This is a genomic window from Loktanella sp. M215, assembly GCF_021735925.1.
GTDB lineage: Bacteria > Pseudomonadota > Alphaproteobacteria > Rhodobacterales > Rhodobacteraceae > Loktanella.
On sequence record NZ_WMEA01000001.1, the window covers coordinates 1,099,610 to 1,115,719 of the forward strand.

Annotated in this window: 17 protein-coding genes and 1 pseudogene; 12 read left to right on the top strand and 6 right to left on the bottom strand. The window is 64.4% G+C overall.

The features are described 5' to 3' along the window. Window positions 1-33 precede the first annotated feature (33 nt). From queG to GLR48_RS05305, 4 genes and pseudogenes are all read left to right on the top strand, one after another. Window positions 34-1,098, top strand: a complete 1,065-nt coding sequence (gene queG, locus GLR48_RS05285) for a tRNA epoxyqueuosine(34) reductase QueG (protein ID WP_237059376.1) — start codon at window positions 34-36, stop codon at window positions 1,096-1,098. Beyond that, the gene (locus tag GLR48_RS05290) at window positions 1,071-2,228 is read left to right on the top strand and encodes a PQQ-dependent sugar dehydrogenase (RefSeq protein WP_237059378.1); all 1,158 of its coding nucleotides are present in this window, start codon (window positions 1,071-1,073) and stop codon (window positions 2,226-2,228) included. Before queG ends, GLR48_RS05290 begins: the two co-directional genes overlap by 28 nt. Window positions 2,229-2,665: 437 nt before the next feature. Further along, window positions 2,666-3,225: pseudogene (locus GLR48_RS05300) on the top strand (phosphatase domain-containing protein). A 44-nt stretch (window positions 3,226-3,269) separates the two neighbouring features. Continuing rightward, entirely contained in the window at window positions 3,270-4,193 is a 924-nt protein-coding gene (locus GLR48_RS05305; RefSeq protein ID WP_237059383.1) for a DMT family transporter, read from the top strand. On the opposite strand, the gene GLR48_RS05310 is transcribed toward GLR48_RS05305, so the two are convergent. After that, window positions 4,190-5,122 (bottom strand): formate/nitrite transporter family protein, encoded by a 933-nt coding sequence (locus GLR48_RS05310; RefSeq protein ID WP_237059385.1) that lies wholly within the window; start codon window positions 5,120-5,122, stop codon window positions 4,190-4,192. The genes GLR48_RS05305 and GLR48_RS05310 overlap by 4 nt on opposite strands. Window positions 5,123-5,286: 164 nt before the next feature. Between GLR48_RS05310 and GLR48_RS05315 the strand changes: the two genes are divergently transcribed. Beyond that, a complete protein-coding gene (locus GLR48_RS05315; RefSeq protein ID WP_237059387.1) occupies window positions 5,287-5,478 on the top strand; it encodes a hypothetical protein in 192 nt (63 codons plus the stop codon). Here GLR48_RS05315 and GLR48_RS05320 read toward each other — a convergent pair whose 3' ends face one another. Further along, entirely contained in the window at window positions 5,479-6,348 is an 870-nt protein-coding gene (locus GLR48_RS05320) for a branched-chain amino acid aminotransferase (RefSeq protein WP_237059389.1), read from the bottom strand. Between the two features lie 150 nt (window positions 6,349-6,498). Here GLR48_RS05320 and GLR48_RS05325 point away from each other — a divergent pair, with 150 nt between their 5' ends. The 6 genes from GLR48_RS05325 (at window position 6,499) to dxs (ending at window position 11,768) form a co-directional block, all read left to right on the top strand. Further along, window positions 6,499-7,011, top strand: coding sequence for a MarR family winged helix-turn-helix transcriptional regulator (locus GLR48_RS05325; RefSeq protein WP_237059391.1), 513 nt, complete (start codon window positions 6,499-6,501; stop codon window positions 7,009-7,011). Next, window positions 7,001-7,708: a response regulator gene (locus GLR48_RS05330; protein ID WP_237059393.1), complete on the top strand. Its 708-nt coding sequence runs from the start codon at window positions 7,001-7,003 to the stop codon at window positions 7,706-7,708. The genes GLR48_RS05325 and GLR48_RS05330 overlap by 11 nt, the downstream gene beginning before the upstream one ends. A gap of 112 nt (window positions 7,709-7,820) precedes the next feature. Then, a complete protein-coding gene (locus tag GLR48_RS05335) occupies window positions 7,821-8,762 on the top strand; it encodes a histone deacetylase family protein (RefSeq protein ID WP_237064378.1) in 942 nt (313 codons plus the stop codon). Then, on the top strand, window positions 8,743-8,982 hold the full coding sequence (locus GLR48_RS05340; protein ID WP_237059396.1) for an exodeoxyribonuclease VII small subunit: 240 nt from the start codon (window positions 8,743-8,745) through the stop codon (window positions 8,980-8,982). Before GLR48_RS05335 ends, GLR48_RS05340 begins: the two co-directional genes overlap by 20 nt. Then, window positions 8,982-9,845 carry a polyprenyl synthetase family protein gene (locus GLR48_RS05345; protein ID WP_237059397.1) on the top strand — a complete coding sequence of 288 codons (864 nt, stop codon included), beginning with the start codon at window positions 8,982-8,984 and terminating at the stop codon, window positions 9,843-9,845. Before GLR48_RS05340 ends, GLR48_RS05345 begins: the two co-directional genes overlap by 1 nt. A gap of 9 nt (window positions 9,846-9,854) precedes the next feature. Then, window positions 9,855-11,768 carry a 1-deoxy-D-xylulose-5-phosphate synthase gene (gene dxs / locus GLR48_RS05350; RefSeq protein ID WP_237059398.1) on the top strand — a complete coding sequence of 638 codons (1,914 nt, stop codon included), beginning with the start codon at window positions 9,855-9,857 and terminating at the stop codon, window positions 11,766-11,768. Here the strand turns inward: dxs and GLR48_RS05355 are convergent. The 4 genes from GLR48_RS05355 to GLR48_RS05370 all read right to left on the bottom strand — a co-directional run bounded on the left by GLR48_RS05355 (window position 11,765) and on the right by GLR48_RS05370 (window position 14,764). After that, window positions 11,765-12,568 (bottom strand): ion transporter, encoded by an 804-nt coding sequence (locus GLR48_RS05355; protein ID WP_237059401.1) that lies wholly within the window; start codon window positions 12,566-12,568, stop codon window positions 11,765-11,767. The genes dxs and GLR48_RS05355 overlap by 4 nt on opposite strands. A gap of 100 nt (window positions 12,569-12,668) precedes the next feature. Beyond that, the gene (locus GLR48_RS05360) at window positions 12,669-13,523 is read right to left on the bottom strand and encodes an SDR family oxidoreductase (RefSeq protein ID WP_237059403.1); all 855 of its coding nucleotides are present in this window, start codon (window positions 13,521-13,523) and stop codon (window positions 12,669-12,671) included. Window positions 13,524-13,535: 12 nt separating this feature from the next. Then, window positions 13,536-14,021: a DUF1810 domain-containing protein gene (locus GLR48_RS05365; protein WP_237059405.1), complete on the bottom strand. Its 486-nt coding sequence runs from the start codon at window positions 14,019-14,021 to the stop codon at window positions 13,536-13,538. Beyond that, window positions 14,018-14,764 (bottom strand): class II aldolase and adducin N-terminal domain-containing protein, encoded by a 747-nt coding sequence (locus GLR48_RS05370; RefSeq protein WP_237059406.1) that lies wholly within the window; start codon window positions 14,762-14,764, stop codon window positions 14,018-14,020. The genes GLR48_RS05365 and GLR48_RS05370 overlap by 4 nt, the downstream gene beginning before the upstream one ends. A 206-nt stretch (window positions 14,765-14,970) precedes the next feature. Between GLR48_RS05370 and GLR48_RS05375 the strand changes: the two genes are divergently transcribed. After that, window positions 14,971-16,110: a phosphoserine transaminase gene (locus GLR48_RS05375; RefSeq protein WP_237059408.1), complete on the top strand. Its 1,140-nt coding sequence runs from the start codon at window positions 14,971-14,973 to the stop codon at window positions 16,108-16,110.

The window sequence follows — 16,110 nt, forward strand, 5'->3', positions numbered from 1 at the left end:
CCGGACCCCGAAGTGTTTGAAACCGGAAGACCGATGGGACTGAAGGAGGACCTGTCCGCCTTTGCCATCGAGTCCGGTTTTGCCAAGGTCGGAATCTGTCGCCCCGACGCGGTGCCGGAGACTGCGGCTCGGCTGGCGGCCTTTGTGGATGCCGGGCGTCACGGGCAAATGGGGTGGATGGCAGAGCGGATGGCCTGGCGCGGCGATCCGACAGCGCTCTGGCCGCAAGCGCGGTCGGTCATCATGCTGGCAGAGAATTACGCGCCGGATGTCGATCCGCTTGCGGTCTTGGCCGAGCGGGATCGGGCGGCGATTTCCGTCTATGCGCAGGGGCGCGATTATCACGATGTGGTCAAGAAGCGGCTGAAGGTCGTCGGCCGCTGGCTGATCGACCGGGTGCCGGGGGCCGAGATCAAGGTCTTTGTCGACACGGCGCCCGTGATGGAAAAGCCGCTGGCACAGGCGGCGGGGCTGGGCTGGCAGGGCAAGCACACCAACCTGTTGGGGCGCGATCTGGGGAACTGGATCTTTCTGGGCGCGATCTTTACCACCGTCGCATTGGAACCGGACGCGGCAGAGGTCAGCCACTGCGGATCCTGCACGGCCTGCCTCGACATTTGTCCGACACAGGCTTTTCCGGCGCCTTATCAATTGGATGCGCGGCGCTGCATCTCTTACCTGACCATTGAACATCGTGGTCCGGTGGACCCGGCGTTGCGTCCCCTGATGGGCAATCGCATCTATGGCTGCGACGATTGTCTTGCGGTCTGTCCCTGGAACAAATTCGCGGTGGCGGGGCGGGACGCACGGCTGGCGGCGCGGGACGATCTGCGCGCGCCGCCGCTGGCGGAGTTGGCGGCGCTCGACGATGCCGCCTTCCGCGCGCGCTTTTCCGGCAGTCCGATCAAGCGGATCGGGCGGGACCAGTTCATCCGCAACGTGTGTTATGCGATCGGCAACAGCGGGAACCCTGCGCTGGCGGGGGTGTTGAAACCCCTGATGACAGACGCCGACCCCACCGTGGCCGACGCCGCAGTCTGGGCTTTGGCGCGCCTTGAAAAGGATGACCCATGCGCACCGCTGCTTTCCTCGCCCTGATCCCGACACTGTCCTGCGCGCAGGTCGATCAAGGCGAACGCAACGCCGAATTCACGCCCGCCTTTGAAAACCAGACCCGTGCACCGGCTTTGCCGGACACATTTGTAACCGTCACCACGTTTGCAGACGGGCTGGCGAACCCCTGGGGCATTGCCGCACTGCCGGACGGATCGTTTCTGGTGACGGAACGGTCCGGCAGCCTGCGGCGCATCGCCAGCGACGGGACTTTATCCGACCCGATGAGCGGCGTGCCGCAGGTGGGTGCGCAGCAGCAGGGCGGCTTGCTTGACGTGGCAATCGCCCCCGACTTCTCGGACACCGGCGTCCTCTATCTGACCTACGCCAAGGGGGTCGATGGCGGCACCGTGACCGCCGCCGCGCGCGCCGTGTTGCAGGGCGATAGGCTGACGCAGGTGCGCGACATCTTCGTGCAGGATCCCCCCGCCGACACCTATGCCCACTATGGCAGCCGTGTCGTGCCGACCCCGGACGGCAAGGTCTTCATCACGACCGGAGAGCACTTTACCGAACGGAACCGCCAGTTGGCGCAGGACGTCACAACGACGTACGGCAAGACCATTCGCCTGAACGCGGATGGCGGCGTGCCGCAGGATAACCCCTTTGTCGGCAAGGAAGGTGTCGACAGCATCTGGTCCTATGGTCATCGCAACGTGCAGGGGGCCACGCTGGGGCCGGACGGCACGCTGTGGACAATGGAACATGGGCCTGCCGGGGGTGACGAGCTGAACCACCCGCAGGCGGGCCGGAACTATGGCTGGCCTGTGATCTCCTACGGCGTGAACTACAACGGCAGCCCGGTCGGCTCTGGCGAGTCCGCAATGGAGGGGATGGAGCAGCCGGTCTATTACTGGGATCCGGTGATCGCACCGGGCGGCATGGCCTTTTATGATGGCGATTACGCCGATTGGCAGGGCGATCTGCTGATCGCCGGTCTCAACCCCGGATCGCTGACCCGTCTACGGTTGGAGGGCGACCGCGTCACCGGAGAAGAGCGGCTGTTGCAGGACGTCGGCCGTATCCGCGATGTCGAGGTGCTGGAGGATGGCGATCTGCTGGTCCTGATCGACGCTGACCCCGGTCAGGTGCTGCGCGTCAGCCCCGGTACCTGATGCGGCTGGGTCGAAGCCTTCTGCGCGCGGCCGCGATCGTCGAGGTCGCGGCGGAACGCGTCTTCTTTCAGGGCAACCTCGAAAAGCTGACCATCGAACCTTACCACGGTTACGCCACACCCGATCACCTGATCGCGCGCGGCCGGGTGCTGGCCGCGCGCGAGGTCGAGAAGATCGACGGTCAAAGCAAGCTGGCCAACGCGCGCCAGATGATGCGCCTGTTCGCCACGCACGAGGTGGCGGACGTGACCGTGACGAGCGGTGCCTGTTCCGCCGTGACGGATGCAGAGGGGTATTTCACGCTCCTGCTGCCGCGCAGGGATCAGGCGGGTTGGGTTGATGTGGAAGTGTCGATCCCCGGTCACGCGGCGATCTGCCCGGTGCTGGTTGCGCGGCCGGATGCCGATTTCGCCGTGATCTCGGACATCGACGACACGATGATCCACACCGGCGCATGGTCAACGGTCCGTAACCTCTGGACCTCCTTTACCGGCAGCGTCGAAAGCCGCGAGGTGTTCGTGGATGCCGTCGCGCTGATCCGGACGCTGTCGCAACGGGATCGCAACCCGGTCTATTTCGTCAGTTCATCGCCGTGGAATTTCCACGGATTCTGAATGCGGTCTTTGCCCGCGCCGGCCTGCCGGTGGCGCCAAAGTTCCTGCGGGATTACGGCTTTGGCAAGGATCAGTTCATCACCGGTCGACATGGGGATCACAAGGGAAGCGCCATCGACCGTCTTCTTGCGGCCCATCCCGACCTGCCCGTGGTGCTGGTGGGCGACACCGGCCAGCACGACGCGCAGATCTATGCGGACGCAGCCGTGCGCCATCCGGGGCGGATCGCGCGGGTCATCCTGCGCGCGCCGGGTCGCGGGGCGGGTACCGACGACCTGCTGCAGGTGGAACGCCTGCGGTCGCTTGCGATTCCCGTCTTCGTGGGACCGGATTTCGGGCCGGTTCTGCGGGAATTGACAGCACAGGCGCCGGACGGGGTTTAACCTGCCGGGCAGCGCGCCTAGGGTGCCGCCGAAAGGGGCCGTCCATGCAGCCTTTGCGCGGTATTTCCTACAAGATCGTCTCGGTCATGGTCTTCGTGGCCATGTCGTCCCTGATCAAGGCGGTGTCCGAAAACGTGCCCCCCGGTCAGGCGGTCTTCTTTCGCAGTGCTTTCGCGCTTCCGGTCATCGTCGGCTGGCTGGCGATGCGGCACGAGTTGCGCAACGGCTGGAAAACGGCGCACCCGATGGGACACGTCTGGCGCGGGCTGGTCGGGACCTCTGCCATGGGCCTTGGCTTTGCGGGCCTTGGCCTGCTGCCTTTGCCAGAGGTCACGGCCATCGGCTATGCCGCCCCCCTTCTGGTCGTCATCTTCGCCGCCATGTTCCTGAACGAGGAGGTGCGCGCCTTTCGCCTGTCCGCCGTGGCGCTGGGCCTGATCGGGGTGCTGATCGTCCTCAGCCCGCGCCTGTCGCTGGGCGCGCAGGTCGATCATGCGCAGACGCTGGGCGCCGTGCTGGTGTTGATGGGGGCGGTCTGTGCAGCCTTGGCGCAGGTCTTCGTGCGCAAGCTGGTCTTTACCGAAGATACCGCCGCCATCGTATTCTGGTTTTCGATCACCGCGACGGTCCTGTCGCTGCTGACCCTGCCGTGGGGCTGGGCGTGGCCCACGCCCGCGCAATGGGTCATGCTGATCATGGCGGGGCTTCTGGGCGGGATCGGGCAGATCTTTCTGACCTCAAGCTACCGCTTTGCCGATGCCTCGCTGGTCGCACCTTTTGACTACACCTCGATGATCCTCGCCCTGATCGTGGGCTACTTCATCTTTGACGAGGTGCCGACGGTCACGATGATGATCGGAGCGGCGATCGTCATTTCGGCGGGCGTGATGATCATCCTGCGCGAACGTCATCTGGGGCTGAAGCGGGCCCGGCAACGCAAGGTCACCGGGACCGTCGGTCACAACTAGTCGGACTTGGTCGTGGCCGCATGCTTGTCGCTGGCGTCCTTCACCTCTTCACGGACCTGACCCCATGTGATCAGGCCAAAGACGACCGTGCCGCCAAAGACGTTGCCAAGGAACACCGGAATAAAGAAGCCGAAGATCGCGGCCATCAGTCCCAGTTCGCCGGTCATCAGCAGGAACGCCATTTCCACCGATCCGGCAATGATGTGGGTAAAGCCGCCAGCGGCGATCAGCCACGTCATCAGGATGATGATGAAGAAGTTTTCCTGCTCGCCCGCGGCCAGCATCCAGACCAGCGCCGCGATCAGCAGACCGGCGGGCACCGCCTTGGCAAAGCCGATCCACGCGCCGTGTTCGGTCGCGTGTTTACTGATCTCGGTGATGCTGGCCAGAATATCGGGTTCGAACGTCGGCATGAAGGCGATGAAGGCCGCCGCGATGAAGCAGCCGATCACGTTGGCGCCCAGCACGATCCCCCACAGACGTCCGACGCACCACAGATTGTAAAGGCTGGGTCGCGCGAACAGCGGCAGCACGGTCGTCAGCGTGTTCTCGGTGAACAGCTGCATCCGGCCGACGATGACGATCAGGAAACCGAAGGTATAGCCAAGGCTTTCCAGCAGTGGCAGCCACGTGCTGTCGGGCAGATAGGTCTTGAACAGCGCCTCGCCGATGACGGAAAAGCTGATGCAGACACCGGCCGCGATACCTGACCAGAACAGAGAGGTCTGCGGGCGGCGCAGTTCCTCGTCGCCTTCGCGGCGGACGACCTGATAGACCAGCTTGGCGGACAGATGCGACGCCTCGCGGACGGCCTCTTCCTCGTCCGGCTCGTTGCTTTCCTTTTCCCGGCGTTCCGATTCTTTCTGCTGTCGGCGGGATTCGTTTTCCTCGACGGCACGTCTTATTTCCGGTTCGATGTTCTCTGACATGGCGGTCCTCGTGATGATCGCTTTAAAGTGGCGCGACCCGTTGCCGCGTCAAGCCTATTGCATTGCAGCAATGATGGCACCGGCCAGCTGCCGGTTGCGATCATCAGTCGTGATTTGGGGAAAATGCCGTGATGTGGTATGGCTGACGGATGGAGGAACCCATCATGTCCAGACATATCCTAGATGCAAGCCACGAAACCGACAGCAACACACGGCTCCGTCGGTTTGTGCAGATCGCCCACGGCAACCTGCGTCACCGGGCGATCGAACAGCTTTTGCGGCGGCCACGCGCCCGCTTTGACGACAGCGGACGCGTTGCAGGTCTGTTGCGGCCGCAGCGCGGCCAGACCGCCTGATCAGGCGCGGACCAGCTTTTCGTAATCGGACGCGATATCCAGCGTCAGTTGACCGACTTCGAAGTTATAGTCGCCGATCTGGCCCACGGGCGTCACTTCGGCGGCGGTGCCGGTCAGCCAGCACTGCTGAAAGCCTTCCAGCTCTTCCGGCATGATGTGCCGCTCGTGGACGGTAACGCCCTTTTCGCGCAGCATTCCGACGACGGTCTGACGGGTCAGCCCGTTCAGAAAGCAGTCGGGCTTGGGCGTGTGCACTTCGCCGTCCTTGACGAAGAAGATATTGGCGCCCGTCGCCTCGGCCACGTAGCCGCGATAGTCGAACATCATGGCGTCGGAACAGCCCTTCGCCTCTGCGGCGTGCTTGGACATGGTGCAGATCATGTAAAGACCGGCGGCCTTCGCCTGATGCGGGATCGTCTCGGGCGAGGGGCGCTTCCACTTGGCGATGTCCAGCTTGGCACCCTTGGTCTTGGCCTCGCCATAGTAGTTGCCCCAGGACCAGACGGCGATTGCCGTGCGGACCGGGTTACGGGCAGAGGCGACACCCATGTCAGGCCCCGCACCGCGCCAGGCGAAGGCGCGGACATAGGCGTCCGTCAACCCGTTGGCTTTCAACGTCTCGGCTTTGGCCGCGATCAGGTCTTCGACCGAATAGGGGATCTCGAAATCGAGGCAGTTGGCCGAGAAGTGCAGCCGTTCTGCATGTTCGCGGTCCTTGAAGATTTTGCCGTTGTAGCAGCGCTCGCCCTCGAACACGGACGAGGCGTAGTGCAGGGCGTGGGTCAGGACATGGATCTTGGCATCGCGCCACTCGACCAATTGGCCGTCCATCCAGATTTTACCGTCGCGGTCGTCGTAGGCGCCTTCCATGGCGAAACCCCTTCACATTTCCATTTGTATCGTGACTAAGTCCGTTTCGGACATAAAGTTGCGCGATTTGTGCCGTCTCGCTACCAGTTGACTCTAGTCATGTCAACATCGCTGACGTATTGTGCCCACGAACCGAGGGGGACGAGGCCCATGAACCAGCCACAACAAGGCCCCTCGGGGCAGGCGCTGCTGTTTCTGACCGACGAGCAGCTGCGCAAGGGCATCGAGGCGATGTTCTTTGCCTACCGCGGCTTCACCGCCGATCCCGACCGGATTCTGGAGGATATGGCCTACGGTCGCGCACACCACCGCGCGATCCATTTCATCCACCGCAGCCCCGGCACCACGGTCAACAACCTGCTGGGAATCCTCGGTGTGACAAAGCAGTCGCTGAACCGTGTGTTGCGCACGCTGATCGCTGACGGTCTTGTATCCAGTACCGTGGGTCACCGCGACAAGCGCGAGCGTCATCTGCATCTGACCGAAAAGGGCGCCGCGTTAGAGCGTAGCCTGTCGGATTCCCAGCGCGAGCGCATGCGCAGTGCCTACCGCGCGGCGGGACCCGTGGCCGTCGCAGGGTTCAGACAGGTGCTGGAGGCGATGATGGACGACGAGATGCGGCATCACTACAAGGCCATGGTGGACAAACCCGATGGCCGCTGACGACGCGCACCTGCTGGTTGTCGATGACGACGAGCGCATCCGCACGCTTTTGCGCAAGTTTTTGATGCGGTCCGGCTTTCTGGTGACGACGGCCCGCGACGCGGCACACGCGCGGCGCATTCTGGCAGGGCTGGAATTCGATCTGGTCGTGCTGGACGTGATGATGCCGGGCGAGGACGGGATCAGCTTCTGCCGCGCCCTGCGGCACCAGTCCGGCACGCCCGTTCTGCTGCTGACCGCCCGCGGCGAGACCGAAGACCGGATTGCCGGCCTCGAGGCTGGGGCCGATGATTACCTCGCCAAGCCGTTCGAGCCGAAGGAACTGCTGTTGCGGATCAACGCGATCCTGCGTCGCGCCCCGCAGGCCGAGGCGAAGCCGATCCCGCAGACCGTGCTGCACCTTGGTCCTGTCCGCTACGACATCACCAAGGGAGAGATGCGGCAGGACGAGGCGCTGGTGCGGCTGACCGCGACGGAAAGCCAGTTGATGCGCATCTTTTCCGCCCGCCCCCACGAACCCGTCAGCCGGCTGGAGCTGGTCGAGGAACTCAGCCGGTCCGGCGGGCAGACGCAAGAGCGTGCGGTCGATGTCCAGATCACACGCCTGCGCCGCAAGATCGAAGCGGACCCCAAGCAGCCGCGCTATCTGCAGACGGTGCGCGGGTCGGGTTACATGCTGGCGCCTGACGAGGCGTGACCAGCAAGGCCGAGTGTGGCGCCCCGTGCCAAGGTCGGAGCCTCCGGCGGGAGCTTACTTTGCCAAATGAAGGTGCTTGTCCTTTCGATCGGGTTTCGATTTTGTGGGCGACATGAAAACCGCATTGATTTCTCATCCCGATTGTTTGGATCACGTCACGCCACCGGGGCATCCGGAACAGGTGGCGCGCATGGACGCCGTGCTGGGTGCGTTGCAGGACATGGATCTGCTGCGCGTGCAGGCACCCCATGCGGCCGAGGATGACGTGTTGCGCGTGCATCCGAAGTCGCACCTTGACGCGATCCGCAGGGCCGCGCCGGACAGCGGGTTCGTGTCGCTGGACGCCGATACGCATATGTCGCCGGGCACGCTGTCGGCGGTCTGGCGGGGGGCCGGCGGTGCTGTGCGCGCCGTCGATCTGGTGCTGGGCGGCGACGCGGCCAATGCCTTTGTCGCCATGCGCCCGCCCGGCCATCATGCGGAACGGACCACGGCGATGGGGTTCTGCTTTTTCGGCAATGTCGCCATTGCGGCGAAGCATGCGCTGGATCACCACGGTCTGGCCCGCGTCGCCATCGTCGATTTCGACGTGCACCACGGGAACGGCACGCAGGATCTGGTCGAGGACGATCCCCGTATCCTGTTCTGCTCGACCCACCAGAGCCCGCTTTACCCGGGGACCGGGGCGGCGGATGAAACGGGTGTCGCCGACAATGTCATCAACGTCCCCTTGGACGAAGGCACCAACGGGCGTGGTTTCCGCGTCGCGATGGAGGGGCGGGTGCTGCCGCGCGTCGATGCCTTCAGGCCAGAGCTGATCCTGATTTCCGCAGGATTCGATGCCCACCGCGCCGATCCACTCGCCGGGCTAGCGCTGGTCGAGGCGGATTTTGCGTGGATCACCGAACAGCTTTGTGATCTGGCGGACAAACACTGCGGCGGGCGGGTGGTGTCGTGCCTCGAGGGAGGCTATGACCTGACGGCGCTGGGGGCCTCGGCCGCCGCGCATGTGAACGTGTTGAGGGAGCGCAGCCATGGCAGAGACGCCGGTTGAAAGCATGACATTCGAGGACGCGATCCGCGAGCTGGAGCAAGTCGTGGGCAAGCTGGAACGCGGCGACGTGGCGCTGGACGACAGCATCGCGCTGTACGAGCGCGGTGCCGCGCTGAAGAAGCGCTGCGAGACGAAGCTGAGCGAGGCCGAAGAGAAGGTCGCCAAGATCACGACCGGTCCTGACGGTCAGGCTGCGGGCACGGCACCGCTCGACCCGTGATGTTCACCAATCAGCTGGCGCTGGATGCCACCACGGCGCAGCGGTTGATCGAGATCGCGCTGACGCCGGTCCCCGACCTGCCGTTGCGCGAGGCGATGCTTTACGCCGTGCGCGGTGGCAAGGGGCTGCGCGCGTTTCTGGTTCTGGAAGGCGCGCGTCTGCATGACGTCGGCGACCGGGCGGGCCACGCTGCCGCGGCGATCGAGGCGCTACACGCCTATTCGCTGGTCCACGACGATCTGCCCGCCATGGACGACGACGATCTGCGGCGCGGTCAACCGACGGTGCACCGCAAGTGGGACGAGGCGACGGCGATTCTTGTTGGCGATGCGCTGCAGTCGCTGGCGTTCGAACTGGTCTGCACGCCCGGCTCCGGTGTGACCGACAGTGCGCGGGCGACGCTCGCGCTGACGCTGGCGCAAGCGGCCGGTGCGCAGGGGATGGTGCTGGGACAGGCGCTGGATATCGCGGCCGAAAGCGGCCCGCCGCTGACGCTGGATCAAATTACCACGCTGCAGGCCGGGAAAACGGGTGCGTTGATCACATGGGCCTGCTGTGCGGGTCCCCGGATCGTGCAGGCGGACGAACTGCCGCTGAAAACCTATGGTGATGCGCTGGGGCTGGCGTTCCAGATTGCGGACGACATCCTGGACGTCACCGGGGATGCCACCGCCGTTGGAAAGGCGGTCGGTAAGGATGCGGCGGCCGGCAAGGCGACCTTCGTGTCGCTGCTGGGGCTGGAAGGCGCGCAGCGGCGGGCGGTCGATCTGGTGGACACGGCCTGTGACGCGCTAGATTGCTATGGACGCCACGCCGACACCTTGAAGGATGCCGCGCGTTTCGTGATCGCGCGCGACAAGTGAGGACCTGACATGACCGACCGCCCCAAGACGCCGCTGCTGGACCGCGTGCACCTGCCCGCCGACATGAAGGGCCTGTCGGATGTCCAGTTGCGACGCCTTGCGGACGAGTTGCGGGCCGAGACGATTGCGACTGTCGCCAGCACTGGCGGTCATCTGGGGGCCGGTCTGGGGGTCGTCGAAATCACCGTGGCGCTGCACGCCGTGTTCGACGCGCCGCGCGACAAGATCATCTGGGACGTCAGCCACCAATCCTATCCGCACAAGATCCTGACGGGACGCCGCGACAGTATCCGCACCCTGCGGATGAAGGACGGGTTGTCGGGTTTCACCAAGCGCAGCGAAAGCGCCTATGATCCCTTCGGTGCCGCACATTCAAGCACCTCGATCTCCGCAGCCCTCGGGTTTGCCACGGCCCGCGATCTGGGCGGCGATCCGGGCGACGCGATTGCCGTGATCGGCGACGGCGCATTGTCGGCCGGCATGGCTTACGAGGCGATGAACAATGCCGGCCACCTGAAAAAGCGGTTGATCGTGATCCTGAACGACAACGAGATGTCGATTGCCCCCCCCGTGGGTGCGATGTCATCCTATCTGTCGCGTCTCTATGCCGAGGGTCCGTTTCAGGATCTGAAGGCGGCGGCCAAGGGTGCCGTGTCGTTCCTGCCGCCGCCCTTCCGCGAGGGCGCGAAGCGCGCCAAGGATATCCTCAAGCACATGACCGTCGGCGGCACCCTGTTCGAAGAGCTGGGCTTTTCCTATGTCGGTCCCATCGACGGACACGACATGGATCAGTTGCTGGCGGTGCTTCGCACGGTCAAGGAACGGGCGACCGGCCCGATCCTGATCCACGCCATCACGAAAAAGGGCAAGGGCTTTGCCCCCGCCGAAGGGGCCGCCGACCGGGGCCACGCCCGCGGCAAATTCGACGTCCTGACCGGAGAGCAGCAGAAAGCGAAAAGTAACGCGCCGTCCTATACCAACGTCTTTGCCGATACTTTGATCAATTTGGCATCGAAAGACGACAAGATCGTTGCGGTCACGGCCGCGATGCCCGACGGCACTGGCCTTGATAAGTTCATGGCACGCTACGCCAGCCGCTGCTTTGACGTCGGGATCGCCGAACAGCATGCGGTGACGTTCTGCGCGGGCCTCGCCGCGGGCGGGATGAAACCGTTCTGCGCGCTTTATTCCACTTTTCTGCAGCGCGGTTATGATCAGGTCGTCCACGACGTCGCGATCCAACGCCTGCCGGTCCGCTTCGCGATCGACCGTGCGGGTCTGGTCGGCGCGGACGGTGCCACGCACGCCGGGTCCTTCGACGTCGCCTTTCTGGCGAACCTGCCCGGCATGGTCGTCATGGCCGCGGCGGACGAGGCGGAACTGGTCCGCATGGTCGTCACCGCCGCCGCCCACGACAGCGGCCCCATCGCGTTTCGCTTTCCCCGCGGCGAAGGTGTGGGGGTCGAGATTCCCGTCGATGCGCAGCCACTCGAAATCGGCAAAGGTCGCATGATTCGCGAGGGCAAGCGGGTCGCCATCTTGTCCTTCGGCACCCGCCTGCAAGAGGTCGAGCAGGCCGCCGAGGCGCTGGGCGCGCGGGGCATCACACCGACCATCGCCGACGCCCGTTTCGCCAAGCCGCTGGATCGCGACCTGATCCTGCAGCTGGCCGCCGACCACGAGGCGCTGATCACCATCGAGGAAGGCGCCGTCGGCGGCTTTGGCAGTCACGTGGCGCAGTTGCTGTCTGACGCAGGCGTCTTCGACAGCGGCCTGAAATTCCGCTCGATGGTCTTGCCAGACACCTTCATCGACCAGTCCAGCCCGGCGGACATGTATGCGACGGCGGGTCTGAACGCCTCTGATATCGAGGCGAAGGTGCTGGCCGTGTTGGGCGTCGGCGTGATCGGCAAGCGCGCCTAGGATTCCGAATTGCGCGCGCCGGTCGGGGGTGCGCGGTCTTCCAGACGGCGCTCGATGGCGATCAGCCGGGCCATCACCTCGTCACGGTAGGTTTCCGTGGCGGCATTGCCTTCTTCGGCATGGGCGTCCTGCATGGCGTTCACGATCAGACCGACGAGAAGGTTCACCACTGCGAAGGTCGTGATCAGGATGAACGGGATAAAGAAGGCCCAGGCGTAGGGGAATTGCTCCATCACCGGGCGCACGATGCCCATCGACCAGCTTTCCAGCGTCATGATCTGGAACAGCGAATAGGCCGAATGGGCCAGCGTGCCGAACCACTCCGGAAACGCCGCGCCGAACAGCTGTGTCGCCATGACGGATGCAATGTAGAAGATGATGCCCATCAGCAGAAAGACCGACGCCATACCGGGCAGGGCGCTGACGAAGCCTTCGACGACACGGCGCAGGGCCGGCGCCGCCGAGATGACCCGCAGCGCCCGCAGGACTCGTAGGGCGCGCAACACCGATAGACCCTTGCCAGCAGGCACCAGAGCGATGCCGACCACCAGAAAGTCGAAGACGTTCCAGCCGTTGCGAAAGAACGCGCCGCGCTGAACGTAAAGCTTGGCCGCGATCTCGACCACGAAGACGGCAAGGCAGGCGGTGTCCAGCGCAATGATCAAAGGCCCCGCCGCGGCCATGATGGCATCCGACGTTTCCAACCCCAGCAGGATGGCGTTCAACACGATGATCGCGACGATGCTGCGGGTCACGGCGGGGCGGTCCAGCAGGTGGGCAAGGGTGGTGCGCAGGGTCATGGCGGCCTTATCAGAAAAGTCTTTGGTGACAGGTTGGGTCGCTGCCGTTTCCGCGCAAGGGGGATGATCTGCCGCTGCATCGCGACGCGCGGGCCGGGGGTCAGTCGTCCTGCGCCAGCAGCGCCCGCAGGCCGCTGCGGTAGTCAGGAAACAGCAGGTCCACCCCCAGCTCTTCCTTGATCCTGTCGTTCCGCACCTTCTTGCTTTCGGCATAGAAACTGCGGGCCATCGGCGTCATCTCCGCATCCTCGAACCGCACGGCCTCTGGCACCGGCAGGCCGAGCAGTTCGGCGGCGTAGGCGATGACGTCCTGCGGCGGGGCGGGATCGTCGTCGCAAACGTTGTAGATCGCACCGGGATTAGGCTGCCTGATCGACGCGGCCAGCACGCGCCCGATATCCGCGACATGGGTCCGACTGAACACCTGACCGTCCTTGATGATCCGCCGCGCCGTCCCGTTGCGCACCTTGGCAAACGGCCCGCGACCGGGACCGTAGATCCCAGCCAGTCGAAAGATGTGCAGCGGCAGTCCGGGGATCGCCTGCCATGCCGCCTCTGCCGCCACGCGGGCCTGACCGCGCTTGGTGGCTGGTGTCAAAGGCGTGCTTTCGTCCACCCAATCGCCGTCATGGTCGCCGTAAACGCCGGTGGTGGACAAATATCCGACCCAGGCGAACTGACCCGCCCGCGCTGCAATGTCGTCGTGCAGCGCATCCAGCACCGGGTCGCTGCCATCGTCGGGACTGGCCGAGATCAGCAGGTGTGTTGCGGCGTCCAGCGCCGGCGTCATGTCGGCGCCCGGCCAGATCCGCGGTTCCACTCCGCGGGCCATCAGGCTTGCTGCCTTGTCCTCTGACCGCGTGGTGCCGATGATGCGCCAGTCCTGCGGCAGCAGGATACGCTCCAGCGCCTGCGCCGAATAACCGTGCCCGAAGGACAAAAGTGTCTGTGTCATCGCGGCACCTTGTCAGCCGAACATGTCATCAGCGGCGGGTCTGCGCAGGATGCGTAGGGTCTTGTTGCAGCGCTGGCCACCGAACATCTTATCCAGCATCTTGGCAAAGACCGGCGTAGTGGGCGCGGCCACCTCGAACAGGGTGGCGCAGGCCCGCAGCTTGTAGGCGTCGGTTTCGCCCATGATCGCGACCGGGTCTGTGCCTGCGTGATTCAGCAGCAGATGCATGCAATCGGTCAGGCGCTGCCCCAGCAGCGGATGCGCCAGATAGGCGCGCGCCTCGTCAGCATCGCGCAGGGAATAGAACATCGCCATGGGCGATTCCCCGATGTCGGTCAGCACCGGAAAGACGAACCACATCCAGTGGGTCTGCTTCCGCCCTGCCGTCAGCTCGGCGACGACCGTGTCGTAGACCGTGTCCTGCGCCGCGACGAAATGGTCGAACTCGTCTTCGTCATCTTCAAAATCGTCATCGTCAAAATCCAGGTCGTCGCTCATGTGGCGTAATCCGATCCTTCGCGGTCCAGCAGCGCCTTCAATTCCGACAGGTGGCGCTGGTCCTGTTCGGGGTAGGCCTCGATCTGTTGGGCGGTCTTTTCCGCAATATCGTGCGGCAAGATGCGCAGCGGCTGCCCGGTCTGCAAGGCGCGGATATAGGTCTCGGCCGCCCGTTCGAAATAATACATCCGGTTAAAGGTCTCGGCCACGGTATCGCCGATCACCAGCACGCCGTGGTTGCCCATCACCATGACCTTCTTCTTGGGGTCGGTGAACAATGCGGCACAGCGTGCGCCCTCGTCCTCGAACGCCAGACCGCCGTAGCCGTCGTCGACCACGACGCGGTCGTAGAAGGTGCAGCAGTTCTGGTCGATGGGGGGCAGGGTGCTGTCGGCCAGGGACGCCAACACCGTCGCGTGGATCGAATGGACGTGCATCGCACACCGGGCGTGCGGCACCAGCCGGTGCAATCCGCCGTGCAGGCCCCATGCGGTGGGGTCCGGGGCGTTCGGCCCTTCCATCGTCGAGGGATCGTTGGCGTCGATCATCAGCATGTCGCTGGCCTTGATCCGCGCGAAATGCATCTGATTCGGGTTCATCAGGAACTGGCTGCCGTCGTCGCTGACCGCAAGGCTGAAATGGTTCGACACCGCCTCGTGCATGTCCAGCCGCGCCGTCCAGCGAAACGCGGCGGCCAGATCGACGCGCTCTGCCCAGTGAGAGATGTTCTGGTGAATTGTCATGCGGCCCTCGCAAATTGCTTGGATATTTCCGTGATTTTGAAGGAAGGCCCGGCATAAGGCCACCGCAAAAGTCAGGCTTTCGCCCGGCGCTTTCGTCACAGGCGCGCGTGCCGGAATTTCATTTGCCTTTGCGCAGACGCAGGACTACATCCGGCGGCGGGACACCCTTCCCCAACGAAGGGCGAATATCTGTGAGGATACCAGCAATGGTTACGACCAAACCGGACACGCGGCCGGATAACGCGCGCTTTTCGTCTGGCCCTTGTGCCAAACCCCCCACATGGTCACTCGAATCGCTTGGCGACGCGCCTTTGGGCCGGTCGCACCGCGCGACTGTTGGCAAGGCCAAACTGGCCGAGGCTATCGACCTGACCCGTGAGGTTCTGAACATTCCGGCCGATTACCGCATCGGGATCGTGCCTGCCTCTGACACCGGCGCCTTCGAGATGGCGATGTGGACGATGCTGGGCGAACGCCCCGCGGAAATGGTCGCATGGGAATCCTTCGGCGCAGGCTGGGTCACCGACGTGGTCAAGCAGCTGAAGATCGAGGCAACGGTCCACGAAGCCGCCTACGGCGAAATCGTCGATATGGCCGCGCTGAACTATGACAACGACGTCTGCTTTACTTGGAACGGCACGACCTCTGGCGTGCGGATGCCGCATGGCGACATGATCCCCGCGGATCGCGCCGGCCTGACGCTTTGCGACGCGACCTCTGCCGCCTTCGCGCAGGACCTGCCGTGGGACAAGCTGGATGTGACCACGTTCAGCTGGCAGAAGGTCATGGGCGGCGAGGCCGCGCATGGCATGCTGATCCTCAGCCCCCGCGCCGTCGAACGGCTTGAAAGCTACACCCCCGCATGGCCGCTGCCCAAGATTTTCCGCCTGACCTCCAAGGGCAAGCTGATCGAGGGCATCTTCAAGGGCGAGACGATCAACACGCCCTCCATGCTCTGTGTCGAGGATTACCTCGTCGCGCTGAAATGGGGTCAGACGCTGGGCGGCCAGCCTGGCCTGAAGGCGCGCGCCGATGCCAACGCCGGCGTGATCTTCGACTTCTGCGAAAAGCATGATTGGATCGCCAATCTTGCCGTCGATCCGGCGACGCGGTCGAACACCAGCGTGTGTCTGAAGTTCACCGATGACCGCATCACCGACGGCGCCGCATTCGCCAAGGCCGTCGCCAAGCGGCTGGAAGCCGAAGGCGTGGCGCTGGACGTCGGTGCCTATCGCGATGCTCCCGCCGGTCTGCGGATCTGGTGTGGCGCGACGGTTGACCATTCCGATGTGGCAGCCCTGATGCCGTGGATCGAATGGGCCTTCGAGGCCGAGATCGCCGCCTGA